General features: G+C 69.3%; 17 protein-coding genes. 6 read left to right on the top strand and 11 right to left on the bottom strand.

Annotated elements, in window-relative coordinates; all coding sequences use genetic code 11:
- Nucleotides 1-13: 13 nt before the first annotated feature.
- Complete coding sequence (locus tag AC0IY0_RS25900) at nucleotides 14-802, bottom strand: SDR family NAD(P)-dependent oxidoreductase (protein ID WP_471766124.1); 789 nt, start codon at nucleotides 800-802, stop codon at nucleotides 14-16.
- A 415-nt stretch (nucleotides 803-1,217) separates the two neighbouring features.
- Between AC0IY0_RS25900 and AC0IY0_RS25905 the strand changes: the two genes are divergently transcribed.
- Nucleotides 1,218-1,877: a response regulator gene (locus AC0IY0_RS25905; protein WP_147908925.1), complete on the top strand. Its 660-nt coding sequence runs from the start codon at nucleotides 1,218-1,220 to the stop codon at nucleotides 1,875-1,877.
- 122 nt (nucleotides 1,878-1,999) lie between these two features.
- On the opposite strand, the gene AC0IY0_RS25910 is transcribed toward AC0IY0_RS25905, so the two are convergent.
- The gene (locus AC0IY0_RS25910) at nucleotides 2,000-2,545 is read right to left on the bottom strand and encodes a TetR/AcrR family transcriptional regulator (RefSeq protein ID WP_147937808.1); all 546 of its coding nucleotides are present in this window, start codon (nucleotides 2,543-2,545) and stop codon (nucleotides 2,000-2,002) included.
- Between the two features lie 198 nt (nucleotides 2,546-2,743).
- Between AC0IY0_RS25910 and AC0IY0_RS25915 the strand changes: the two genes are divergently transcribed.
- Nucleotides 2,744-3,331: a sugar O-acetyltransferase gene (locus AC0IY0_RS25915; protein WP_471766125.1), complete on the top strand. Its 588-nt coding sequence runs from the start codon at nucleotides 2,744-2,746 to the stop codon at nucleotides 3,329-3,331.
- Nucleotides 3,332-3,398: 67 nt separating this feature from the next.
- Here AC0IY0_RS25915 and AC0IY0_RS25920 read toward each other — a convergent pair whose 3' ends face one another.
- The 6 genes from AC0IY0_RS25920 to AC0IY0_RS25945 all read right to left on the bottom strand — a co-directional run bounded on the left by AC0IY0_RS25920 (nucleotide 3,399) and on the right by AC0IY0_RS25945 (nucleotide 12,323).
- Entirely contained in the window at nucleotides 3,399-4,871 is a 1,473-nt protein-coding gene (locus tag AC0IY0_RS25920; protein WP_419830359.1) for an NAD-dependent succinate-semialdehyde dehydrogenase, read from the bottom strand.
- On the bottom strand, nucleotides 4,864-6,876 hold the full coding sequence (locus AC0IY0_RS25925; protein WP_471766126.1) for an acyl CoA:acetate/3-ketoacid CoA transferase: 2,013 nt from the start codon (nucleotides 6,874-6,876) through the stop codon (nucleotides 4,864-4,866). The genes AC0IY0_RS25920 and AC0IY0_RS25925 overlap by 8 nt, the downstream gene beginning before the upstream one ends.
- A gap of 491 nt (nucleotides 6,877-7,367) precedes the next feature.
- Nucleotides 7,368-8,438 (bottom strand): class III poly(R)-hydroxyalkanoic acid synthase subunit PhaC, encoded by a 1,071-nt coding sequence (gene phaC / locus AC0IY0_RS25930; protein ID WP_471766131.1) that lies wholly within the window; start codon nucleotides 8,436-8,438, stop codon nucleotides 7,368-7,370.
- 127 nt (nucleotides 8,439-8,565) lie between these two features.
- On the bottom strand, nucleotides 8,566-9,393 hold the full coding sequence (locus AC0IY0_RS25935) for a poly(R)-hydroxyalkanoic acid synthase subunit PhaE (RefSeq protein ID WP_471766127.1): 828 nt from the start codon (nucleotides 9,391-9,393) through the stop codon (nucleotides 8,566-8,568).
- Between the two features lie 58 nt (nucleotides 9,394-9,451).
- Nucleotides 9,452-10,627 carry an iron-containing alcohol dehydrogenase gene (locus AC0IY0_RS25940; protein ID WP_461231857.1) on the bottom strand — a complete coding sequence of 392 codons (1,176 nt, stop codon included), beginning with the start codon at nucleotides 10,625-10,627 and terminating at the stop codon, nucleotides 9,452-9,454.
- Between the two features lie 43 nt (nucleotides 10,628-10,670).
- Nucleotides 10,671-12,323: an acetolactate synthase large subunit gene (locus AC0IY0_RS25945; RefSeq protein WP_147937801.1), complete on the bottom strand. Its 1,653-nt coding sequence runs from the start codon at nucleotides 12,321-12,323 to the stop codon at nucleotides 10,671-10,673.
- A 279-nt stretch (nucleotides 12,324-12,602) separates the two neighbouring features.
- Between AC0IY0_RS25945 and AC0IY0_RS25950 the strand changes: the two genes are divergently transcribed.
- Entirely contained in the window at nucleotides 12,603-14,093 is a 1,491-nt protein-coding gene (locus tag AC0IY0_RS25950) for a DUF2252 domain-containing protein (protein WP_147910272.1), read from the top strand.
- A gap of 96 nt (nucleotides 14,094-14,189) precedes the next feature.
- Here AC0IY0_RS25950 and AC0IY0_RS25955 read toward each other — a convergent pair whose 3' ends face one another.
- Nucleotides 14,190-15,128, bottom strand: coding sequence for a LysR family transcriptional regulator (locus tag AC0IY0_RS25955; RefSeq protein WP_147910273.1), 939 nt, complete (start codon nucleotides 15,126-15,128; stop codon nucleotides 14,190-14,192).
- Between the two features lie 52 nt (nucleotides 15,129-15,180).
- On the bottom strand, nucleotides 15,181-16,824 hold the full coding sequence (locus AC0IY0_RS25960) for a GMC oxidoreductase (RefSeq protein ID WP_147910274.1): 1,644 nt from the start codon (nucleotides 16,822-16,824) through the stop codon (nucleotides 15,181-15,183).
- Between the two features lie 191 nt (nucleotides 16,825-17,015).
- On the opposite strand from AC0IY0_RS25960, the gene AC0IY0_RS25965 reads away from it, so the two are divergent.
- From AC0IY0_RS25965 to gluQRS, 3 genes are read left to right on the top strand one after another with little or no spacing between them, the layout of a single operon-like run.
- A complete protein-coding gene (locus AC0IY0_RS25965; RefSeq protein WP_471766128.1) occupies nucleotides 17,016-19,052 on the top strand; it encodes an ATP-binding protein in 2,037 nt (678 codons plus the stop codon).
- A 53-nt stretch (nucleotides 19,053-19,105) separates the two neighbouring features.
- Nucleotides 19,106-19,387 (top strand): hypothetical protein, encoded by a 282-nt coding sequence (locus AC0IY0_RS25970; protein WP_471766129.1) that lies wholly within the window; start codon nucleotides 19,106-19,108, stop codon nucleotides 19,385-19,387.
- Nucleotides 19,384-20,247, top strand: coding sequence for a tRNA glutamyl-Q(34) synthetase GluQRS (gene gluQRS, locus AC0IY0_RS25975; RefSeq protein WP_471766130.1), 864 nt, complete (start codon nucleotides 19,384-19,386; stop codon nucleotides 20,245-20,247). The genes AC0IY0_RS25970 and gluQRS overlap by 4 nt, the downstream gene beginning before the upstream one ends.
- A 16-nt stretch (nucleotides 20,248-20,263) precedes the next feature.
- Here the strand turns inward: gluQRS and AC0IY0_RS25980 are convergent, their stop codons facing one another.
- Complete coding sequence (locus tag AC0IY0_RS25980) at nucleotides 20,264-22,294, bottom strand: M23 family metallopeptidase (protein ID WP_147937794.1); 2,031 nt, start codon at nucleotides 22,292-22,294, stop codon at nucleotides 20,264-20,266.
- Nucleotides 22,295-22,720 lie beyond the last annotated feature (426 nt).

The following is a 22,720-nucleotide window of genomic DNA, read 5'->3' on the forward strand; positions in this document are numbered from 1 at the left end:
TTCGCCCCGGATGTCAGCCCGCGGCCCGGTAGCGCTCCGCGGGTTGGACCTGGCCGAGATTCGGGATCATCGCGGTCCGCGCCCGATCATACGCGTCCCACTGCGCGGCGTCGGGCAGGGGCGGGATCGTCACCGGCTCACGGAGGTCGAAGCCGACCAGGGCGGCGTCCACCAGGGCGCCCGTCTCCATCACGGCCGGTAGGCTGTTCACGTCGAGTCCGGCGCGCTCCCAGATCTCGGTGCGGGTCGCCGCCGGCAGGACCGCCTGGACGTAGACGCCCTTCGGCCCGAGCTCGGCGTGGAGCGCTGCGCTGAGATACTGCACGAAGGCCTTGGTGGCGCCGTAGACCGCCATTCCGAATTCCAGGACGAAGCCGACCACCGAACCGATATTGATGATGGCGCCTTCACCGGCCTCGGCGAAGCGCGGGGCGACCGCAGCGGCGAGGCGTGCCGGAGCGGTTGTATTGAGGGCGATCAGCGCCGCGACTTGCTCGGGATCCTGGCCGACGAAGCTGCCGGTGAGCGCCGCGCCGGCATTGTTCACCAGCACGCCGATCCGGGCATCCGTGCGCAGGCGGGTCTCGACGGCGGCGAGGTCGGCCGGACGGGTCAGGTCAGCCGGGAGGATGTCGACCGCGACGCCGGCCTCCCGGCGCAGGCGCTCGGCCAGCGCCCCCAGGCGGTCGGCGTCCCGGGCGACCAGAACGAGATCGTGGCCGCGATGGGCGAAGCGGTCGGCATAGACCGCACCGATGCCCGACGAGGCACCGGTGATCAGGATGGCAGGCTTGCTGGACATGGGCTCGATCCTTAACCTTTACATGATCATCATCATGTATCACAAACATGACGATGATCATGTAAAGGGTCAAGCGAGCCGCGTTCCGCGGGCGTGAGATTGCGCACATGAAGGTCGACGGCGCGCCGAGTGCCGGCGCGCCGCGCAGCTTGGCGGACCGGTTCCCGGATCCGCCCGACCGGCTGAGCTCGGCAGCCAGATTGCGTTCATCCCGGCCCCGTCGCGCACAGACCAGCGCCGAGATCGATCGGGTCGCCCTGACCAGGCCTTACCGGTGAAACCGCGCCGCGCCGCCCGGATCGGCGGCGGTGAGCGGCCTCCTCCTCGGCCGCTTGCGCCCCGGCGCCGCATCGATCAGGTTTCCGATGTCCCAAGGGTCCCGCATGCGGATCTCGAGCGAGGAACCGCTTCGACCGTGCAACTCCTGATCGTCGACGACCATCCGCTGTTCCGTGACGCCCTGGCGGCCACGATCCGCCTCGCCCATCCGGATGCCGTCCTGCACGAGGCCGACGGGATCGAGGCCGCCTGCGCGGTGCTGGCCGAGAACCGCGGCATCGACCTGACGCTCCTCGACCTGTCCATGCGGGGGGTCACCGGCTTCGACGGCCTGATCACGGTCCGGGCCCGCTTCCCGCGCATCCCGATCCTGATCGTGTCGGGCCACGAGGACCCGCGCATCGTCCGCGAGGCCCTGCAGCACGGAGCCGCCGGCTTCGTGCCCAAGGCGATGGACAAGAGCACCCTGACCCGGGCGATCACCGAGGTGATGAGCGGCGCATTGTTCCTGCCCCCCGGCTTCGCAGAGGCGAGCGCGCCGTCGCCGCATGCCAAGAAGGCCCCCCTGGCCGAGCGTGTGGCCCGGCTCACGCCGCAGCAATTGCGGGTGCTGATGATGATCCGCCAGGGCAAGTTGAACAAGCAGATCGCCCATGAGCTTCACGTCGGCGATTCCACCGTGAAGGCCCATGTCTCGGAGATCCTGCGCAAGCTCGAAGTGATCAGCCGGACACAGATCGTGATCGACACGGCATCACTGGATTTCGACCAGATTCACAACACGCAACCGGCCTGACACCGCGCATTCCGCCGTCGAAGCCGGCTTTGCGGCAGGGAGCCGCCGGGGATGCGCGCCGCGTAAAAGCCGCGACAGGCACCCGGACGTAACGCGATGGCGCCGGGCCGGGCGCATCGTCCTCAGGAGGCGACGCGTTCGACCAGAGCGCGGACATCGGCGCGATCCATCGGCTCCGGATCCACCGAGCGGTGAATCGACAAGCCCTCGATCAAGGCATCCAGGGCCTTGGCCACGTCGGCCGAGAAATGTTGCCGGAGTGCCGCACGGCTCTTCTCCATCCAATCCTGCATGACGCGGCGCAGCGGCGGGTTGCGGGCGGCGAAGGCGTAAAGCTCGTAGCTCAGCAGCATGGTCCGCGGGCTCGCCCAGCTGTCGTCCACGATGAGGTCGACCACGGCCTCGCAGGCCTCATGGCGATCCGCGGCCTCGGCCAGCCGCTCGGTGAAGCGCGCCGAGACCGTGTCGGCCAGAAGGGTGAACGCCTCGGTCAACAGTTCGACCAGGCCGGTGAAGTGGTAGGTCATCGAGCCGAGCGGCACGTCGGCCGCCGCCGCGACCCGGCGATGCGTCGTCCCGGCGACGCCGTGCTCGGCGATGACGTCGAGGGTCGCCTGCACGATGCGGGCGCGGCGGTCCGGGTCGTAACGGCGCTGGGACGAGGGCACGCGGGGCTCCTGCACGCGATTTCCAGACGAGATCCCTGGACGAAATTTCTGGGCGAGATTCGTTGGCAAGATTCCCGGACGGGCGGGAATTGGCATTCGCGTCCGATGCGTACATATGTACGCATCGTTGGACCGGACCGGAAGGGCTGGCCGGGACCGAGCCCGCATCGCTGCGGAGCTTGAACGGGGAGGATGCCGATGCGGACCGAGCGGGACAAGATGCTGGCGGGGGAACTCTACGACGCCCTCGATCCCGAACTGGTCGCGGGCCGCATCCGGGCCCGGGATCTCTGCCAGTTGCTCAACGCGTCAGGCGAGGCCGACGCGGATCACCGCCGGGACCTGTGCCAGCAGATCTTCGCGGCCGGCGGCGATACGGTCTGGATGCAGCCGCCGTTCTTCTGCGATTACGGCTCGAACATCGAGCTCGGCGAGCGGGTGTTCTTTAACTTCAACTGCGTGATCCTCGATGTCTGCCGGGTGCGGATCGGAAGCTTCACGCTGTTCGGCCCATCCGTTCAGATCCTCACGCCCCTGCACCCGTTCAACGCGGCCCTGCGCCGGGTCCAGGAATTCGGGAAGCCGGTCGACATCGGGTCGGACGTCTGGGTCGGTGGTGGCGCCCTGATCCTGCCGGGCGTCACCATCGGGTCCCGCACGGTGATCGGCGCCGGCAGCGTGGTCACGCGCGACGTGCCGGACGGGGTCCTGGCCGCCGGAAATCCGTGCCGGGTCATCCGGCCCATCAGCGACGACGAGCGGGAGCATTACGCGTCCGCGCCCTGACGCGGAGTAGCGATTCCCGCGCGCGAGACCGGATGGCGCGCGGCGCGTGCCATCCGGTCCAACGAATTCACGCGCCGAGGCCGCCGACGCAGAGATACTTGGTGTTTAGGTAATCCTCGATGCCCTGGTAGGAGCCCTCGCGGCCCAGGCCGGATTCCTTCACGCCGCCGAAGGGCGCCACCTCGGTGGTGATGATGCCCTCGTTGATCCCGACCATGCCGTATTCCAGCGCCTCGGCGACCCGGAAGGTGCGGCCGAGGTCGCGGGTGTAGAAGTAGCAGGCCAAGCCGAACTCGGTGTCGTTGGCCATGCGGATCGCCTCCGCCTCGTCGCGGAACCGGAACAGCGGCGCCAGCGGCCCGAACGTCTCCTCCCGGGCCACCGCCATGTCTGGGGTCGCGCCGGTGATCACGGTCGGCTCGAAGAACTGGCCGCCCAACGCGTGGCGATGCCCGCCCGCGACCACCCGGCCGCCCTTCTCGACGGCGTCGCGGATATGGGCCTCGGTCTTCTCCACCGCGGCCATGTCGATCAGCGGCCCCTGGGCGACGCCCTCCTCGATGCCGTTGCCGACCTTCAGGCGGTTGGCGGCCTCGGCCATCTTGTCCGCGAAGGCGTCGTAGATCCCGTCCTGCACCAGGAAGCGGTTGGTGCAGATGCAGGTCTGGCCGGAGTTGCGGTACTTGGCGAGCATCGCGCCAGCCACGGCCCGGTCGAGGTCGGCGTCGTCGAACACGATGAACGGCGCGTTGCCGCCCAACTCCATCGAGACCTTCTTCACCGTGTGAGAAGCCTGCTCGAGCAGCACCTTGCCGACCTCTGTGGAGCCGGTGAACGTGATCTTCTTGACCAGCGGGTTGCCGGTCATCTCACCGCCAATGGCCCGGGCCGAGCCAGTGAGGATGCTGACGGTCCCGGCCGGGAAGCCGGCCTTCTCGCACAGCACACCCCAGGCGAGGCCCGAGAGCGGGGTCTGCGAGGCCGGCTTGATCACGATCGGGCAGCCGGCGGCCAGCGCCGGGGCGATCTTGCGGGCGATCATCGAGGACGGGAAGTTCCACGGGGTGATGGCCGCGACCACGCCCACCGGCTCCTTGGTGACCAGGATCTTGCGGTCACCCCAGGGGGAGGGGATCACGTCGCCGTAGACGCGCCGCGCCTCCTCGGCGAACCACAGCACGTAGGCCGCCGACATCGCGACCTCGCCGCGGGATTCGGTCAGCGACTTGCCCTGCTCGGCGGTGAGGATCTGCGCCAGATCCTCCTGGTTCTCGGTGACCAGGGCGGCGAGCTTGCGCAGCAGCACGGCGCGCTCGTTGGCGGTCTTCGCGCGCCAGGCCGGATAGGCCGCGTGGGCGGACTGGATCGCCCGGCGGGTCTCGTCGGCGCCGGCGTTCGGCACCCGGGCGATCACCGCGCCGGTGGCCGGGTTGGTGACGTCGATCGTTCCGGACCCGGCCTTCGACCATTCCCCGCCGATCAGGCAGGATTCGACCAGGAGGCTCCGGTCCTTCAGGGTGAAAGTGTCGGACTCAGGCATTCAACGGTTCCTTCGGCGGCTGCGGCCTGTCCGGCTGAGACAGATCCGTCCGCGGCTTGAGGGGCACGCTCTGGGCCGTATTCCTCGCCTGCGCCTCGGCTTTTGTCTCGAAGACATGCGGAGCCAGATCGCGGCTCGCCAACGAGGCACCGAGTTTTAATCGCAAGAACGCGCTCGTCGTGTAGCGCGAAGCAGTCTCGTAGTACCGGTTCTCCAGATAAGCGATCGCCGAGAAATAGGCATCGCTCACTGTCGGGTCGATCTCGAATCCATCGTAATTGGCGATCAGGTGGACCTTGCGACCGATTTCCTGGCAGGCGCGCTCGTATTCGCGGCGCACCAGTTCGACGTCGTCGATAGTCCTGACCTGGAAGCCTTCGAGGTTCGAGAACAGAATGTTGCGTTCCCGGTCGTAGCTGATCCGCTCCGACAGGGAGAGTCCGAGGAGCCATGGCTCCAGCCCCATGACGGCGTCGCGGAACAGCCGCGGATCCATGGGTTTCGGGTCCTGCACGATCGGCGTGAACCCCATCTGCCCGAGGATGTCCCGCGCGATGTCGATTCCCGGGGCGACCTCGGCCAGCTCCATGCCGGCCTTGGTCCGGCGGAACACGCAGCGCTCGGTCACGTAGAGCACCGGCTGGCCACGCTCGGCCGCGTAAGCGCCCGAGAAGGTCACCTGCTCCACGGCGGCGATGAACTTCCGGGAGCGTCCCTCGGTGACGATCCGGATGCAGTCGCCCTCGACGACCACCTCCAGCCCGTCGGCCGTGAAGGTGCCGGCGAACACCAGGCTCTTGGCGTTCTGCGAGATGTTGATGAAGCCGCCGGCGCCGGCGAGCCGCTTGCCGAAGCGGCTGACGTTGACGTTGCCCTCGGCGTCGCATTGCGCGAGCCCCAGGCAGGCGAGGTCGAGGCCGCCGCCGTCGTAGAAGTCGAATTGCTGGTTCTGGTGCAGCACCGCCGCCGGGTTGAGGGCGGCGCCGAAATCGAGCCCGCCCTGCGGCAAGCCGCCGATCACTCCGGGCTCGGCGGTGAGCGTCAGGTATTTCAGCACCCGCTCCTCGGCGGCGACCGCCGCCACCCCCTCGGGCATGCCGATGCCGAGATTGACCACGCCGCCGGGGGGCAGCTCGAAGGCGCAGCGCCGGGCGATGACCTTGCGGGCATCGAGCGGGATCGGCGGGATCCGGTCGAGCGGCACGCGCTGGCGGCCCGTGAAGGCGTGGTTGTAGGGCGTGCCGTAGGTCTGACGGTGGTTCTCCGGCTGGCTCAGCACCACGCAATCGACCAGCACCCCGGGTACCTGCACCTCGCGGGGCGCGAGCGAGCCGGCCTCGGCTAGGCGCTCGACCTGGGCGATGACGAAGCCGCCCGAGTTCTTGGCCGCCATGGCGGCGGCGAGGTTGTCGAGGGTGAGCGCCTCGCGCTCCATGGTGATGTTGCCGGCCGGATCCGCCGTGGTGCCGCGGATCAGCGCGATGTTCACCGGAAAGGCCTTGTAGTGCAGCCAGGACTCGCCGCCGAGCTCGACCACGCTGACCAGGTCCTCGCGGGTCACGGCGTTGAGCTTGCCGCCTTCGAGCCGCGGATCCACGAAGGTGCGCAGCCCGACCTTGGTGATGTGGCCAGGCGTATGCGCGGCGATCTCCCGGTAGAGATGCGAGACCACCCCGAGCGGCAGGTTGTAGGCCTCGATCTCACCGTCGATCGCCATCTTCGCCAGCTTGGGCACAAGCGCCCAGTGACCGCCGACGACGCGACGCACCAGCCCCGGGATCGCCAGCCGGTTGAGGCCGCGCTCCTTGCCGTCGCCGGGCGCGGCGGCGAACATCAGCCCGAGCCCATGCGGGCCCTGGCCGGCCTCGAACCGCCGGGCCAGAGCCAGGATCAGCTCATCCGGCGTACCGATGCCGACGAAGCCCGAGACCGCGACCATGTCGCCGTCCTGCAGGATGGCGAGCGCCTCGTCGGCGCTGACGATCTTGTTCTTCAGGCTGCCCATGCGGTTATCCTCGGAGCCTGGAATTGAGAGCGCCGCGCCAAGCGCGGCGATCATTCGACCGGTCGATCCTACCCACCGCCCTCATCCTGAGGTCCCCGGCGACCGCAGACCGCCGGGCCTCGAAGGAGCCCTCCAGGGATCGCAGCGATTTCTGGAGGGCTCCTTCGAGGCGGCCGCTGCGCGACCGCACCTCAGGATGAGGGAGAGCTTTGGATCGACCGGCGATACAAACCCGCAAGATGGCGCGAGATCCGCGCGGTTTCCCTCCCCCTACTGCGGGGGAGGGTGGGCCGGCCGTCAGGCCAGGTCGGGAGAAGGGAGCGCGGTATCCAGAGAAGTCGCGCCGGAAGCCCCATCCACTACTGTCGCGCTGCCTCTCTCCCCTCCTGCTGCGCAGGGTACCCTCCCCCGCAGAGGGGGGAGGGGGATAAGCGGCGCGCCTCTCATCCACGAACGTGCACCCGGCAGCTCCCCTGTCGCGGCGCATCACCCTACCCACGCGCATCCAGCCAATCTGCGATGCCGGAGCCCAGCAACTTCTGCGCCTTGCCGCCGACGAAGACGCCGACATGGCCGCCGGGTAGGCCGAGCTCGGTGTAGTCGTCGGTGCCGATCTTGTCCTTGAGCGCCTGCGACGTCGCCGGCGGGATGATGTGGTCGTCCTGGGCGAAGACGTTCAGCACCGGGCAGGCGATCCGCTTCAGATCGACCGTGCGGCCGCCGAGCACGAAGGCGCTCTGGACCAGCTTGTTGTCCTGGTAGAGATCCTTGAGCCACTGCTTGGCCGCCTCGCCGGGATGGTCCGGCCGGTCGGCGATCCACTTCTCCATGCGCAGGAAGTTCAGGAACTTCTTCTTGTCGTCGAGGGCGTCGAGCAAGTCCAGGTTGTACTTCGTCATGGTCCGCATCGGCGTCATCATCGAGAACACCGAGCCCATGAACGCCCCGGGCAGCGAGCCTTGCGCGTCGATCAGGCGGTCCACGTCTTCCGGCGACAGGGAGCGGGTCCAGACGTTGATGAAGCCGTGGCCGGCCCGGGACTCGCGGGTGTCGGCGTGGAAGTCGATCGGCGTGATCGTCAGCACCATCGCGTTGACGCGCTCCGGGTAGAGCGCCGCGTAGCAGGTGGTGAAGACGCCGCCCTCGCAAATCCCGAGCAGGTTGATTCTCTCGCGGCCGGCGGCCTCGCCGATGAAGGCGACGCATTCGGCCAGATAGTCGTCGACGTAGTCGTCGATGGTGACGTAGCGGTCGGCCCGGCCGGGATTGCCCCAATCGACCACGTAGAGGTCGAGGCCGAGATTGAGCAGGTTGCGGACCAGCGAGCGGTCCTCCTGCAGATCGGCCATCGTGTAGCGGCCGATCAGACCGTAGACGATCAGCACCGGCGGCAGGCCCTTGCTCTCGGCAAGCGGCCGGTAGCGGTAGAGCGAGACCTTGTCCTGGCTCCAGACCAGGTCCTTGGGCGTGGTGGCGATCTGCACGTCGGCGTCGCGCACGTCCGCGAACAGCTTGGCACCCGCACTGATGCGGCGGCCGAGCTCGGCGACCTCGGCCATCATCTCGGCGGGGTTGAGCGGGAGCGGCGTAGTCGGAGCCTTCGGGGCGGCCCGGTCCGCTCCCCCCTTGTCGGCCATGCCTTCGCCGGCCATGCCACCGTCACCCATGCCCTTGTCAGCCATGCCCTTGTCAGCCATGCGCGTCCTCCGTTGCCGGCGCGGCGGTGCCGTTGGCCCTGGGGGCCCGGGCAGCCTCCCGGCGCTCCCGGCGCAGGGCCCGGACTTCCCGGCGCAGCTCGGTCAGGCTCTTGTGCACGTCGTCCAGTTCGGCCCGGGTCGGCTGCCCGTAGAAATCCGACAGGAAGGCCGAGAGGTCCTGTTGGGCGAGCCGCAGGTCGGTCGATGCCTTCAGCACCACCCGCTGCGAGGCCAGGAACGCCTCGGAGCGCTGGACATCCAGCAGCACCGCGTTGGCGGTCTCGGTCCAGCGGGTCATCATCTCGCGGGCGGAGCTGAAGCCCTCGCCGCGCTCGGCTCGGTCATTGGCCTCCTTGGCGAAGGTCCCGGCCGCCCGGGTCCAGGCCTCCAGCATCACGGCCTGGTGCTCGGCCTGCGCCCGCCGCAACGCCGCCCAGGCGGTGAACAGCGCGCCGTAGCGCCGCTCGGTCTGCCACAGGTCGGCGAGCTGGGGCCCCTCGGACATCCGCGTCAAAGCCGCGTCGAACTCGGCCGAGCCGCCGAGCCAGGCCTGTGGATCGAAGATACGCGCCAGCACCGCTCCGGCGGTCGGGTCCGGCGCTCCGGCGCCCCCCTGCAGCGATGTGGTCAAAGTCTGCGACAGGGCGGTCGCCGAAGCCAAGGCCTGGGCGAGATGACTCTGCGCCGTGGCGAGGCTGGAGAGATCGGTCTGCGGCGGGGTCGGCCACGAGAAGCCCGGCGCGGCCCCGGGGGCGAAGAAGCCGGCGCCGGCACGGGTCCAGAACTCGCCCATCGCCTTGAACGCGTCGAACTGGTCCATGACGGCGCACCTCCTCGCGGTTCTCCGGCCTCCTTGGCGGGCCGGTTGTCGGGCCGTTTCAGGCCGCTGGGCGCGCCTCGCCAAGCGCCTCGCTGTAGATCGCGTATGCGTCGTCGTAGGTGACCTCGCGGGGATTGTTCACGAGGAGCCGCGTCTGCTTCATCGCGTCGGTGGCCATCCGCTCCAGATCCTTCTGCGCGACACCGACCTCCGCGAGCGAGGCCGGGACCTTGCAGTCGCGGCAGATCGCGTCGAGGCTTTCGACGAAGCGGGCGGCCGCCTCGGCCGGCGGGAGATCGGCCGCCGCCGGATCCAGGATCGGCGCCAGCTCGGCGTAGAGCGCCTCCGCGTGGGACAGGTTGAAGCGCATCACCCCCATCAGCACCAGGGCGTTGGAGAGCCCGTGCGGCACGTGGAAGATCGCGCCGACCGGATAGGCCAGCGCGTGCACCGCCGCCACCGGCGCGTTGGCGAAGGCCATGCCGGCGAGCATCGAACCGAGCAGCATGCCGGAGCGCGCTTCGAGGTTGCGACCGTCCGAGCAGGCGGTGCGGATGTTCGCCGAGAGCAGGGCCAGGGCCTGCTTGGCGAGCTGATCCGAGATCGGGTTCTTCTTGTTCTTGCTGGTGAACGCCTCGATGGCGTGGACCATGGCGTCGATGCCGGTGGCCGCGGTGACGTGGGCCGGCAGGCCCAGGGTCAACTCGGGATCGAGTACCGCCCAGTCAGGCAGGAGTTTCGGCGCGACGACGCCCTTCTTCTCGGTGGTCGGCGTCGTGACGATTGAGATCGGCGTGACCTCGGAGCCTGTCCCGGCGGTGGTCGGCACCAGGATCAGCGGCAGCCGGTCGCCCTTGGCCAGGCCGACGCCGTAGATCGAGTCGAGCGGCTCATCGGACTTCGCCAAATAGGCCACCAGCTTGGCGGTATCGAGCGCCGAGCCGCCGCCGATCGACAGGACGAGATCGGTCCCGAGTTCCCGGGCCCGCTTGGCCGCCGCCTCGATCACCGTGGAGGGCGGGTCGGCGACCACGTCCTCGTAGACGTCGATGGCGATGCCGGCCGCCGCCAGCGCCGCCTCGGCGGCCTCGGTCAGACCGGCCTTGCGCACGCCCTTGTCGGTGACCAGCAATACGCGCTTGGCCCCGAAGGTGCCGACGATCTCCGGAAGTTTCTTCGCGGCGCCGGCCTCGAACAACACGTTCGGGGTTGTCTGGAAGGTGAACGGGTTCATCGCGCTGCCCTGTTGTCGTGCCGGGATCGATTCTGCGACGGAATCACTCGGCCGGCTCGAAATCCTTCACCTTCTCGCGCAGTTCCTCAACGAGAACACGCGTGTTCTCCGAATAATCGATCGGTACCGCGACCAGGTGCACGCCGCCTTCGGCAAACGCCCGGTCCAGGGTCGGGACCAGGTCGTTGACGGCCTCCACGCGGTGGCCCTTGGCACCGTAGGCCTGCGCGTAGAGGACGAAATCCGGGTTGCCGAAGGTCATCCCGTAGTCGGCGAACTTATCGACCGCCTGCTTCCAGCGGATCATCCCGTAGGCCGAGTCGTCGAGGATCAGCACGACCAGGTTGAGCTTGAGCCGCACCGCGGTCTCCAATTCCTGGCTGTTCATCATGAAGCCGCCATCGCCGCACACCGCCATGACGCGGCGGTTCGGGTAGAGCATCGCCGCCATCATGGCGGAGGGCAGGCCCGCGCCCATGGTGGCGAGCGCATTGTCGAGCAGCAGCGTGTTGGCGACGTAGGTGCGGTAGTTCCGGGCGAACCAGATTTTGTACATGCCGTTGTCGAGGCACACGATCCCGTCCTCCGGAATCACCCGCCGGACGTCGCGCACCAGCCGCTGGGGCGTGACCGGGAAGCGGTCCTCGCCGGCCCGGTCGGCGATGTGGTCGAGGATGTGCTCGCGCAGGTGCAGCAGGGCGCCGGCGTTCGGCAGCTTGCCCTCCAGCTTGTCGGCGAGGAGCTTCAGGGTCGGCCCGAGGTCGCCCACCACCTCCGCGTCGGGATAGTAGACCTGCTCGACGTTGGCCGGCATGTAGCCGATGTGGAGCACCTTCTGGTCGGCCTGGCCCATGAAGAAGGGCGGCTTCTCGATCGTGTCGTGGCCGATCGCGATGATCAGGTCGGCCTTGTCGATCGCCTCGTGGACGTAGTCGCGCTCGGAGAGTGCCGCGGTACCCATGTAGAGGCTGGTGCCGCTGGCGACCGTGCCCTTGCCCATCTGGGTGGTGAAGAACGGGATCTGGGTGCGCCGGACGAAGCCGCCGAGGTCGCCCGTGGCGCGCGGCCGGCTGGCGGCGGCCCCCAGCATGACGAGCGGCCGCTTGGCCGCGAGGATCATGGCGGCGGCCCGCTCGATCGCGGTCGGGTGGGCGACCGGGATGTCGATCGGATGCGGCGGCACGACGTAGGCCTCGGCCTGCTCGGCGGCGATGTCCTCCGGCAGCTCCAGCAGCACCGGCCCGGGACGCTCCTCGGTGGCGACCCGGAAGGCGTCGCGGACGATCGTCGGGATCGAGGAGGCCGAGACGATCTGCCGGGCCATCTTGGTGATCGGCTTCATCGAGCTGATCACGTCGACGATCTGGAACTTCGCCTGCCGGGAGGACAGGATGCCCTTCTGGCCGGTGATGATGATCATCGGCATCGCGCCGAGGTGGGCGTAGGCCGCGCCGGTCGAGAAGTTCAGGGCGCCCGGGCCCAGCGTCGAGAGGCACACGCCCGGCCGGCCGGTGAGACGGCCGTGCGTCGCCGCCATAAAGCTCGCCGCCTGCTCGTGACGGGTCAGCACCAGCTCGATCTTGGAGGTACGGAGCGACTCGACGACGTCGAGGTTCTCCTCGCCCGGAATGCCGAAGATGCGGTCGACGCCCTCGTTCTCCAGGGCCGCAACGAGTAGATCTGAGCCCTTGGGCATGTGATGTCCCACTGATGCGGCGCCCAACGGCGCCGTCCGGCCCGGCCCGATCCACACGCCCGATCCACCGTCTGCAGACCGGTGATTCGCACGGTTCGGATCGGGACGGACACCCTTCGAATAGGCGACCGGTTAGAGGACTGGCCTGTAGTGTGGTCAAGGGCCGCCGAGGCTGAAAGGTCACAGAGCGGTGCCAATCCTATCGTGTACGTGAATGAGGCCGTCTGGGACCGACCGAGTACGGTCAAGGTTGTCGCCTACTCGGTTCGGCGGGGGATCATGGACAAGGTGCCAAACGACGAGACGCGGGCCGCGACGTTGCTTCCGGCCGGCGACGAACCGACCGAGGATGTCGTGCTGGCGCCGCTCGCGGACTTCCCGCGGATCGATCTCCGGGCCGGCGTCGAGCCCTGGGACAAGCGCCGGCAGGCCGGCAAGGCGATGCGCGCGAAGGTCCCGCACCAGGACCACGCGGCCCTGCGCTCGGAGCCGGATCGCCCCGATCCGGTCGGCCTGATCGCGGCGGCCCATGAGGGTCGGCAGGCGCATCTGATCCCGCTGCGGGTCGCCAGGATGGCGACGAGCCCGTTCGCGTTCCTGCGTGGCGCCGCCCACGTGATGGCCTGGGACCTGTCGCGCGGTCCGCGCAGCGGCATCGACGTGGTCATGAACGGCGATGCCCATATCGACAATTTCGGCCTGTTCGGCACCCCGCAGCGCGACATCGTCCTCGACCTCAACGACTTCGACGAGGTCACGGTCGGCCCGTGGGAATGGGATTTGAAGCGGCTCTGCGCCGGGATCACGGTCGCCACGGCCGATGCCGGCACGCCGGCCGAATCGCGCAGGGCCGCCGTGATGGCCGCGGTGTCGGGCTACCAGCGCACGATGCGGCGCCTGGCGCCGCAGGGCTCCCTTGAGGTCTGGTACCAAACAACCCGGGCGGATTTGGCTGAACTCGGCGGGATCCGGATGGATCCGGAGGCCCGTTCGGTGGTGCGCCGGTCGGTCGAGAAGGCCCGCCGCAAGAACAACCGCAGCCTCTTGGCCCAGATGGCCGAGCGGCGCATCGACGGCGGTTGGCGCTTCCGGACCGACGCGCCGATCCTGACCCCGGTCGACGAGACCACCCGCCAGCAGGTCGTCTCGGGGCTGGAGCGCTACGCCGAGACCCTGCCGCGCGAGCGGCGATTCATGCTCGATCGCTATCAGGTCATCGATGTCGCCCATCGCGTCGTCGGGGTCGGCAGCGTCGGGACGCGGGCCTATGTGGCGCTCTTGTGCGGGAACTCCGATCGGGACGCGCTCTTCCTGCAGGTCAAGGAGGCGGTTCGCCCGGCCCACGGCCCCTACCTGCCCGGGATGCCGGAGCCCTATGCGGGCCACGAGGGCGAACGGGTCATCTACGGTCAGCGCCTGCTGCAAGCGGTGGGCGACCCGCTGCTCGGCTGGACCACCATCGAGGGCCGTCCGTTCTACGTGCGCCAGATGAAGAACCTGAAGGGCGCGATCCCGCTCTCCGACATGTCCGGGCCGTCGCTCCTGACCTTCTCTTACGCCTACGGGGCTCTCCTGGCCCGGGCCCATGCCCGCACCGGAGACGCCGCGGCGATCGCCGGCTATTGCGGCCGCGGCAAGAACCCGGACCTGCGGGAGGCCCTGGCCGACTGGGCAGCCTCTTATGCGGAGCGCAACGCCGAGGATTTCCGCCTGTTTCGCGCCGCGATCGCCGACGGGCGGCTGGAGGCTGCCGACGATCCTTGCCTGTGATGGACCTCTGAAGGCGCGCGCCGCCTCTGTTCGGCGCACCCGGTGCGCCGCGCGCGATTCTTACGGGACGAAGCCGAAGTCCAAAAGGAATCGCGCTCACAGCATCCCGAAGGTCGGGGCTTCGTTGGCGAGGCGCACCAGCAAATCGCGCAGCCAGCGATGGGCGGGATCGCGATCGTAGGAGGCGTGCCACAGCATCGACACCACCACCTCGTCGAGCGCCACCGGCACCGGGCTAACCGCCAGGGAGAGCGTGCTGGCGAAGGAAGTCGCCAGCCTCGCGTGCATGGTGGCGATCACCGGCGCGGCGCGGACCATGAACGGCACCACGAGGAAGCGCGGCGTGGTCACCGCGAGGATGCGCGAGCGCCCCAGCGCCGCCAGCGCGTCGTCCACGACTCCGTGGGCCGTCTCCCGCAACGAGGTCAGGACGTGCGGGAAACGCAGGTAGTCATCGAGCCCGATCGGCGGCTGGATCCCGATCAGGTCGGCGTTGAACAGGACCACGTAGCTGTCGCGGTAGAGCAGCCGCTGCTTGTGATGCAGTTGCCCCTCGGTGAAGAACCCGATGGCCAGATCGACCCGGTCGGCATCCAGCTCGTCGAGGATGCGAGCCCGCTCGACGGAACGCAGCAGCAGCCGGATCCCCGGCGCGTCCCGGCGCAGCTGCGCGATCAGCCGGGGCCCGATCAGGACCTCGACGCTGTCGGGCAGGCTCAGCGTGAAGCTGCGCTCGACGGTGGCCGGATCGAACCGCTCCTCCCGGTGGACGAGGGCCTGGATCTGCCGCAACGTGGCCCGCAACGGCTCGACCAGTTTCAGGGCCCGCGGCGTCGGCCGCATCCCGTCGGGCGCGCGCGTGAGCAATTCGTCGTCGAACAGGCGGCGCAGCCTGGCGAGGCTCGAACTCATCGCCGACTGGCCGACGCCGATCCGCGCCGCCGCCCGGGTGACGCTGCGCTCGTCGAGCAGCGCATCGAGGGCGACGAGCAGGTTCAGGTCAATCCGGCTGAGGTCGATATGGTCAATGGCCACGCGCGCTGCGCTCGGTTCGAGGTCGGGTCCCCTCCATAGCAAAGCGCGGCCGTCACGCCGGCACCGGCTCCCGCGGCTCGGTGTGGTCGAACAGGCGCGGCGGAGCGATCTCGTTCCTGGCGCCCATCCGCTCGATCAGATGGTCGGCCACCCGCAGCGCGTTGGCGATGATCGTGAGCGTCGGGTTCACTGCGCCGATCGACGGGAAGAAGCTCGCGTCGGTGACGTAGAGGTTGTCGAGTTCATGCGCCTTGCAGTTCCGGTCCAGCACGGAGGTCGCCGGGTCGTCCCCGAACCGCAAAGTCCCCGCCTGGTGCGCGGTGCCGCCGATCGGGATGTTCTTGCCGAGGTAGAGCGAACGGTCGAACAGGTGCGGGTGCATGTCGGTGAAGCTGCAGATCTCATGCAGCTTGCGCCGCAGCCGCTTGTGCGCCTCCACGTTGGTCTCGGTGAGGTCGAGATGGACCTTGCCATCCTTGTAGTAGACCCGGTTCTGGGCCAGCGGGACGTCCTCCGAGGTCAACCAGAAATCGACGGAGTGCTTCGCGATCCAGTCGAACGGCTTGTTGGGAAACCATTGCAGGAAGCCCGGCAGCCCCTCGCCGTGGATCTGGGCGCCGTCGGACTTGCCGACCATCTGGATGTGGCCCAGCGGGAAGTCCCAGTCGTCCTTCCGGTCCGGGTCGCCGAAGTAGAAGTCGTTGAGACCGAGCGTCTTCTGGAAACGGGTCGGGTTCGGCACCTTCGAAATAGCCAGCACCGTCGAATTGTTGTGGCGCATGTAGTTGCGCCCGACCTGTCCGGAGCCGTTGGCGAGGCCGTCCGGGTGCCGGTCGCTGGCCGAGCGCAGCAGCAGCAGCGCCGAGGAGAGCGCCCCGCAGGCCACGACGACGAGGTCGGCGGAGGCCTCGAACGGCGCGTCGTCGCGGGTGCCGGCCACGCCGGTCACGGTACGACCGCTGGGGTCGGTGACAAGGCGCTCGACATAAGTACGCGTGAGCAACGTCAGGTTCGGGCAGTCGCGCAGGGCCGGATCGACCACCATCGTCTGCGCGTCGGACTTGCCGTTGGTCGGGCAAGGGAAACCATCGAAGGATTCGCACTTGATGCAGGGCGAGGTCGACACCGCGCGTCCGTCCTTCTCCACCAGCCGCACGCCGACCGGCAGGTGGAACGGGTGATGCCCGGCATCCTTCAGGTTGTCGAACAGCTGCTGGATCCGCGGCTCGTGGGACACCGGCGGATGAGCGTAGGGCTTGCGCGACCAGGGCTCGGTCGGATCCTCGCCGCGCTGGCCGTGGACGTGGAACAGCTCCTCGGCGGCCTGGTAATGCGGCTCGAACTCGTCGTAGCCGACGGGCCAGGCGGGTGCGATGCCGTCCTCGTGGCGGATGTCCGAAAAGTCCTTTTCCCGGAGCCGGAACAGGACCGAGCCGTAGAATTTCGAATTGCCGCCGACGTAGTAGTGCAGGCCCGGCTGGAAGCTGGCGCCGTCGGAGGAGTACCAGGTCTCCTTGGTCTGGTAGTAGCCGTCGACGATCACCGCCTGGCTGTCCCAGTTGCGCGGCTCGCGCAGCAGATAGTCGCCGCGCTCGATCAGGAGGATCCGCTTGCCGGTCTGCGCCAGGCGCCACGCCATCGTCCCGCCGCCAGGGCCGGATCCAACGACGATCACGTCGTAATGCTCACCCGGCATCAATTCTGTCTCCGTCCGGACGGATCGTCCTGGCAAGCAACTCTTGAGCCCGAATTCGGATCGCTCCAAGGCGATGTTTTGCGGGGCGGCGCCGCGGATGCTGCAACCGGCGGTTAAGCGCTTTTCCCAACGCGACCTTCAGGTTCACCTGCGATCCTGCACCGAGCCGGCCTGAAGCCGGGGAGGCATCCATGGTCGTCAAGGATATCGCGCTCGTGCTGGCGCTGCTCATCGCGGCAGCCCTGGCGCTCGGCCATTGGCGCGCCCGGCGCGGGCGACCGGACGAGGCCGAGGCCGAGCGGCTGCACGACCGCATCTGGCGGATCAGCGAGAGCGAGGACCGCTACCGCGCCCTGGTCGCGGCCACCACCGAGGTGATCGTCCAGCGCGACGCCCGCGGCCGCATCACCTACGCCAACGACGCGTACGCCCTTCTCTTCGGCCGACCGGCGATCGACCTGCTCGGCGCGCAGATCGATCTGGAGATCCTGGAGCGGAACGCCGTCGAGGTCGGGGAGGACGGCGTGCGCCGCATGGAGGCGCAGGTCCGCTCGGTGGACGGGCAGGTGCGCTGGTTCGCCTTCGTGGAGATGCCGGTCGCACACGGCGACGCGATGCACTGGCTGCGGGCCGGGCGAGACGTCACCGCCCGGGTCGAGGCGCTGCGCAGCCGCGACGCCGCCCTCGAACGCGCCGAGGCTGCGAGCGTGGCGAAGTCGCGCTTCCTCGCCACCGTCAGCCACGAGATGCGGACGCCGCTGAACGGCATCCTCGGAATGGCCGACCTCGTGCTCGGCACCGCCCTCGACCTGGAGCAGCGGACCTACGTGGAGGCCGTGCGCACCAGCGGACAGGCCCTGCTCGGGCTGATCGACGGCGTGCTCGACTTCTCGCGGATCGAAGCCGGGCGCCTCGACCTCGCGGCCGAGCCGTTCGACCTGCCGGCCCTGGCCGAGAGCGTCGTGGAGCTGCTGGCCCCGCGAGCCCAGGACAAGGGCATCGAGATCGCCCTCGACGTCACCGAGGATTTTCCCCGCGCGCTCGTCGGCGATGCGGATCGCGTCCGGCAGATTTTGATCAATCTCGCCGGCAACGCCATCAAGTTCACGGAGCGCGGCGGCGTCGGCGTGAGCCTGACTTTCGCCCGCATGCCGGGTGGGGGAGGGGAGGTAGTCCTGGCCGTCTCCGATACGGGCCCCGGCATCCCGGAGGAGCGCTTGCCAGTCCTGTTCGAGGAGTTCGAGCAGGGCGACGGCAGCGCCAGCCGGAGCCACGAAGGCACCGGTCTGGGCCTCGCCATCACCCGCCGCTTGGTCACCGGCATGGACGGACGGATCGAGGCGGATTCGCGCCTGGGACGCGGCTCGACCTTCCAGGTCGTCCTGCCGCTGCCGGACGCCGAGACCGAGCGCGCCGACCCGGTTCCCCTGCCGCGGCTCGAGGGACGGCGCTGCCTGATCGTGGCCGACTCGCCCTACCAGGCGCCGTACCTCGCCCGCAGCCTGTCCCGGGCGGGCGCCGCGACGGTGATCGTCGGAACCCTGGACGACGGCCTCGACGCCCTGTCGGGCGCTGCCTTCGACGCGGTGTTGGCGGACCGGGCCCTGGGCGACGCGGCGGTCCGCCAGATCGCCGACGCCGCGCATGCCTGCGGGGTGCGCTGCAGCCTGGTCCTGCTGTCCCCCTTCGACCGCCGCGGCTTCGGGGCCCCCGGCGCGGCGGGCTTCGACGGATACCTGATCAAGCCGGTCCGGGCCCGCTCGCTATTCGAGCGGCTGCTCGCCCCACCGCCGACGGTCGAATCCGCCGCGATCCCGGCACCGGCCCCGGTCCGGACGGGAACCGGCCAGCGGATCCTACTCGCCGAGGACAACCCGATCAACGCCCTGCTGGCGACGCGTGCGCTGGAGCGCCTCGGCGCAGAAGTCGTCCATGCGGTCGACGGCGTCGAGGCGCTGGAGCAGCTGGCGAAGGCCGGCCCGTTCGATCTCGCCCTGATCGACATCCGCATGCCGCGCCTCGACGGCCACGAGACCGCCCGCTGCATCCGGGCTGCTGAAGCCGCGGGCGAGGGTCCCCGGTTGCATCTCGTCGCCCTCACGGCCAATGCCGGCCGCGAGGACGAAATCGCTGCACGCGAAGCCGGCTTCGACGATTTCCTGGCCAAGCCGCTCAATCTGAAGCTGCTTCCGGGCCTGTTGGAAGACCGGACCGCGCAGGCCGCCTGACCGGGGTACACCCGCGTTGACAGGAGGGCGCAGGCCGCGCCAACAGGACGACCATGTCGACAGCGCCCACCACGCCGCCCGCCCCGCGTTCATCCAGCGGCGCCCTCGCCGCCTGGGGCGTCGCAATCCTCATGGTCGCCACGGTCCTGCTCGGCGCGCTCCTGCCCGCCCGCCACCCGGCGCCGGCACGTTCGGTCGCCGACGACCCCGCCTGCCTGGAATGGACCGACGACTGCCGGGTCTGCCAGCGCCTCGCGGAGGGGCCGGCCTGCTCGCTTCCGGGCATCGCCTGCCAGACCGGCACCCCGCACTGCCTGCGTCACCGCGACGGGTGAGGGCGGGCTCGCCGGTCCTCCGCTTCGCGCCGAGCCCGAACGGACGGCTCCACCTCGGCCACGCCTATTCGGCCCTGCTCAACGCCGACCTCGCCCGGCGGATGGGCGGCCTCTGCCGCCTGCGGATCGAGGACATCGATCCCGTCCGCTCGAAGCCGGAGCTGGTGGAGGCGATCGTCGCCGACCTCGCCTGGCTGGGCCTGACCTTTCCGGAGCCGGTGCGGCACCAATCCCGGCACATGGGCGCCTACCGGGCGGTGCTCGATGGCCTGATCGGCCGGGGCCTCGCCTATCCCTGCTTCTGCTCACGCGGGCAGATCCGCGCGCAGGCCGCCGCCCAGGCCGGACACCCGCACGACCCCGACGGAGCGCCGCTCTATCCGGGAACCTGCCGCGGGCTCGATCCAGCGATCGTGGCCGAGCGTCTTGCCGGGAACGCGCCGCATACCTGGCGCCTCGACATGGAAGCCGCCCTGCGCCGCGGCGGCGACCGGCTGGGCTACACCACCTTCGACGGATCCGGCACGCAATGGGTCCAGGCCGATCCAGCGCGCTGGGGCGACGCCGTAATCGCCCGCCGGGACGTACCGACGAGCTACCACCTCGCCGTCGTTCACGACGACGCGGAGGAGGGGATCACCCACGTGGTGCGCGGCCAGGACCTGGAAGCGGCCACCGACCTGCACGTCCTGCTTCAGCACCGGCTCGATTTACCGGTCCCGCGCTACCGCCACCATCGGCTGATCCTGGATCCCGGGGGAGAGAAGCTCGCCAAGTCGCGCGCCTCGCAGAGCCTGGCCGACCTGAGGGCTGCGGGGGTCACGCCCGAGCAGATCCGGGCGCGGCTCGGGTTCGGATGACGGGCGTCCAGCTCATTCAGCGCACGGCGGCGTCGCGCTGCGCCAGCGCCGTAGCGCTCTTCGATTTGAGCATGGTCGCGTCGATCTGCTCGCGCTGGCGCTTGAACTCGCTCAGCATCCGCCCGTCGAGTTCGCGGCCGCGGGGCACGCGAATCTTCATCGGGTCGACGAAGTGGCCGTTGATGATCACCTCATAATGGAGGTGTGGCCCGGTCGAGAGGCCGGTGGAACCGAGATAGCCGATGATCTGCCCCTGGCGGACCCGGACACCCTCCTTCACGCCCCGGCCGAACCGCGACATGTGGTTGTAGGTCGTGACGTAGCCGTTCACGTGCTGGATCTCGACCCGGTTGCCGTAGCCCGAGGTCATCTCGGCCCGGATCACCACGCCGTTGCCCGCCGCGGCGATCGGCGTCCCGATCGGGTTCGCCCAGTCCACGCCAGTATGCAGCTTGGCATAGCCAAGGATCGGATGGCGGCGGTAGCCGAAGCCGGAGCGCATGATGCCGTCCGGGATCGGCTTGCGCAGCAGGAACTTCTTGAGGGAGCGCCCCTGGTCGTCGAGGTAATCGATCGTGCCGTCGTCCGGGGACTGGAAGCGGTAGACCTTGCGGGTCTCGCCGCCGAGCGTCAGCGCCGCGTAGAGCAGGTCAGGCCGGTCGGCGGAGGCCTCGTCGTCGTAGGTGTAGAACACGTCCAGCCCGTCGCCGCTGGCGATGCGGCGCTGGAAGTCGAGGTCGTAGCTGAACACCCGGACGATGTCCTCGACCGTGGCGCGCGGCAGGTCGTGGCGCGCGGCCGTCTCGTAGAGGCTCTGATACAGGCGCGGCCCCGAGCCCGAATCCTCGTCCTCGTCCTCGCCGGCCTCGGCCTGAGGCTGCGACTTGGCGGACGGGGCGTCCTCGGTCGGGGGCGTCACCGAGACGAAGGCGTTGCGGTCGTTGAGCGCGGCGATGCCCTCGATGCCGCTCTCGCCGTACAGCACCACGCGGGTGACCTGGCGCGGATCGCCGGGACGCGGGCCCGGGGCGACCTGCACCCGCATCTGCTGCCCTTCGGTGAGGGCGCCGGTGCGGCTCTTTCCGCCCAGCGCGGCGACAATCGCGCGGATCTGCTCGTCGCCGGCCATGCCGGTGGCCTTCAGGAGTGTCTCCAGGGTGTCGCCCCGCTTGAACGCGACGTCGCGCTCCTCCACGAGCGGCGCCTCGTTCGGCTTCAACTCGACCTTGGCGACCTTGGTGACGTTCTCGGGGACGACCAGCACCTCGATCGCCTTGAACGGGTTGGTGTCTTTGGCGGCGGCGGCCTCCGCGTCGCCGCCCGCGCCCTGCTGAAGCGTGCGCGACAAGAGGATCTGAGGGGCGATCGGGATGGCGGCCCGGCGCCCGGCCTCGGCCGCGATGCGCCGCTCCTCCTCGACCTGGGCGGTGACGTCGTCGTCGGTCAGGGCCGGCGCATTCGGATCGATGGCGGCGTCGGCGAGGTCGCGCTTGACCACCGTGACCTCGGCGCCCGGTGCGTCGGCGGCGGCATCCGGCGCGCGCTCCAGGGGCTCGTCGGAGACGAACTTCATCGGATCGAAGCGCGGCAGATCACCGGCATAGACGCCCGTGGTCATCGACAGCGGGGCGGTGATCCGCACGAAGGCCTTGGCCTTGATGATCTCGCGGTCCCCCAGCCGCACGGTGACCGGCGCGCGAAAGCTCTGCTTGGCGGAGGCGATCATCAGGTTGCGCACGAGCCGGTCGCCCTTGCGGGCGATGTTGGCGCCGCTCTCGCTCGGCTGCGGGCGCGCCATGATGGTGGCCTTCTCCGGGATCGCCGCGAAGGAGACATCACCCTGGAGGGATACGTGCAACGCGGCGGCGATCAGGCCGGCACCAGTAAGACCGGTCAGCGTGCTAGCGCAGAGCCAACGCAAATTGACCGCGCGGCGATCGATCTGGGTCGCGTCGGCGCCGAGGAGATCGAGGGGGGCCTGAACGCCGCGCCCCACGCCAGGGGCGAGGGCGGCAACATCACCGATCTTGAGTCGCTCGCGCTTCACTCGAAGGCCCCGGATAGACGACGGCGCATGGGCCTCCCGCCAGCCTGATGATCCACGGCCGGGCCGATCGCCATGCCGCCCGTCCCATTCATGTACGGGCTGCTCATCTCGGGGCGTAGCATGTCCAGATTGAGGCGTCGCGCACGCCAGGGACGGAAGGCCAAGCAGCGCCTTCTAGCAAGCAGCGCCTTGTTTGAGAGACATGGCGCCGGGGGAGGGGAGGGGAGGGGGGGCGCCCGACGCTCAAAAACTCACGACCCGGTGTTGACGGCGGGGATTGCGCTGCGTATACACCGCTCATCGGCGCCGGCCGCGGAAGTGGCCCGGGCGCTGAGGCATCTTCTGACAGTTCAGCGGGATTGGCCGGCTTAAGCGCCGGGCGATCGGCTGTCTGTCTCTGGTAGGCGGGTCTGCGGATCTGATCGA

The sequence above is a fragment of the Methylobacterium sp. AC315 genome (genome assembly GCF_979253755.1).

Excerpts from the sequence above, each read along its gene's own strand:
- AC0IY0_RS25940 (WP_461231857.1), bottom strand. The coding sequence starts at position 10,627 with ATGAACCCGTTCACCTTCCAGACAACCCCGAACGTGTTGTTCGAGGCC.
- AC0IY0_RS25915 (WP_471766125.1), top strand. The coding sequence starts at position 2,744 with ATGCGGACCGAGCGGGACAAGATGCTGGCGGGGGAACTCTACGACGCC.
- AC0IY0_RS25935 (WP_471766127.1), bottom strand. The coding sequence starts at position 9,393 with ATGGACCAGTTCGACGCGTTCAAGGCGATGGGCGAGTTCTGGACCCGT.
- AC0IY0_RS25900 (WP_471766124.1), bottom strand. The coding sequence starts at position 802 with ATGTCCAGCAAGCCTGCCATCCTGATCACCGGTGCCTCGTCGGGCATC.
- AC0IY0_RS25960 (WP_147910274.1), bottom strand. The coding sequence starts at position 16,824 with ATGCCGGGTGAGCATTACGACGTGATCGTCGTTGGATCCGGCCCTGGC.
- AC0IY0_RS25970 (WP_471766129.1), top strand. The coding sequence starts at position 19,106 with ATGTCGACAGCGCCCACCACGCCGCCCGCCCCGCGTTCATCCAGCGGC.
- AC0IY0_RS25945 (WP_147937801.1), bottom strand. The coding sequence starts at position 12,323 with ATGCCCAAGGGCTCAGATCTACTCGTTGCGGCCCTGGAGAACGAGGGC.
- phaC (WP_471766131.1), bottom strand. The coding sequence starts at position 8,438 with ATGATGGCCGAGGTCGCCGAGCTCGGCCGCCGCATCAGTGCGGGTGCC.
- AC0IY0_RS25925 (WP_471766126.1), bottom strand. The coding sequence starts at position 6,876 with ATGGGCAGCCTGAAGAACAAGATCGTCAGCGCCGACGAGGCGCTCGCC.
- AC0IY0_RS25950 (WP_147910272.1), top strand. The coding sequence starts at position 12,603 with ATGGACAAGGTGCCAAACGACGAGACGCGGGCCGCGACGTTGCTTCCG.
- AC0IY0_RS25920 (WP_419830359.1), bottom strand. The coding sequence starts at position 4,871 with ATGCCTGAGTCCGACACTTTCACCCTGAAGGACCGGAGCCTCCTGGTC.
- AC0IY0_RS25965 (WP_471766128.1), top strand. The coding sequence starts at position 17,016 with ATGGTCGTCAAGGATATCGCGCTCGTGCTGGCGCTGCTCATCGCGGCA.